The following is a 1092-nucleotide window of genomic DNA, read 5'->3' on the forward strand; positions in this document are numbered from 1 at the left end:
ATTTCATAGCGATACCTACGGCACACTGTGTGAAAGCCTTAATTTTTACTGTGTTATAGTATAAATCATGCTATTTGGATTATTTCAGTATACGTGAAACTGCTGTAATGCTTATAAAGCCTATATTTTAAGGATAAATATCATTAAAATATAGTTAGTAAAATTTACTAAAATTTAGTAACCACCATAAAAGCACCGGAAGAACCATATTTTTATTGATTTTCTCAATTAGATAAAGCGGCTCTCTTGTGTTTTTGTCCCGTAAGAAAAAGTTTTTCAGAGTTAGATCGAACGACGTTGAAAAAGTTCCGTCTTGATTTAGATCGATAATTAAATTTTGACCTTAGGAGAAACCCAACATCAAAGCTGTGTCCTGATTACCAGTCGGGAAAAGCCAGCCCAAATTGCCGCTCTTGAAGGAGATGGTTTACCAGTTCGGACTCTGGCTTTATCAGGGTTAGAAGTCGCAGCAGGGCAAACAATTTTGACACTTAAAGGACTATCAGGCTCCGAAGCCGAAACTTGTCAATTGGTTGAGTGTTACGGTGGTAATCCACTGGCTTTGAAAATTGCTGCTACTTCAATTCGGGATTTGCATGAAGGTAACATTGCTAATTTCTTGAGCGAAGGTACAACAGTTTTCCAAGGCATAGGTCATCTTCTAGAGCAGCAATTCCAGCGGCTGTCTACATTGGAACAACAACTAATGTATTGGCTAGCAATTAATAGAGAGAAAGTCTCTCCAGCCAAATTGCAAAGAACCTATCCCACTAATATAAAAATGTGGTAACTTACTTCTCATCTGAGAAGGGTATATCACTGGTATGGCTGGACGTTTTGAAGGGCTGAGTGACCTAGAGTGGAAGTTGTTTGAAGATATATTTTCTGAGGATGCATCTAAACGTGGCAAAGGAATGCCTCATGCACCATATCGTCATGTATTAAATAGTCTGTTGTACATTCTGATTACAGGGTGTCGATGGTGTGACTTACCACGTGGTGATATGTGGGCATCGAAAAGTTCATCCCATCGATGGTTAAAGCGATGGCGTGAGGATGGAACATTTGAATACATACAAGCACGTATATTAG

Annotated in this window: 2 protein-coding genes; both read left to right on the forward strand. The window is 38.8% G+C overall.

Annotated elements, in window-relative coordinates; all coding sequences use genetic code 11:
• The first annotated feature begins 337 nt into the window (after positions 1 to 337).
• Positions 338 to 790: a hypothetical protein gene (locus tag F8R90_RS19685; protein ID WP_230966507.1), complete on the forward strand. Its 453-nt coding sequence runs from the start codon at positions 338 to 340 to the stop codon at positions 788 to 790.
• A 34-nt stretch (positions 791 to 824) separates the two neighbouring features.
• Positions 825 to 1092 (forward strand): transposase (locus tag F8R90_RS19690; protein ID WP_196512082.1); only part of this gene is annotated, 268 nt, incomplete at its 3' end.

Source organism: Nostoc sp. NZL (genome assembly GCF_015714705.1).
Classification (GTDB): domain Bacteria; phylum Cyanobacteriota; class Cyanobacteriia; order Cyanobacteriales; family Nostocaceae; genus Nostoc; species Nostoc foliaceum_A.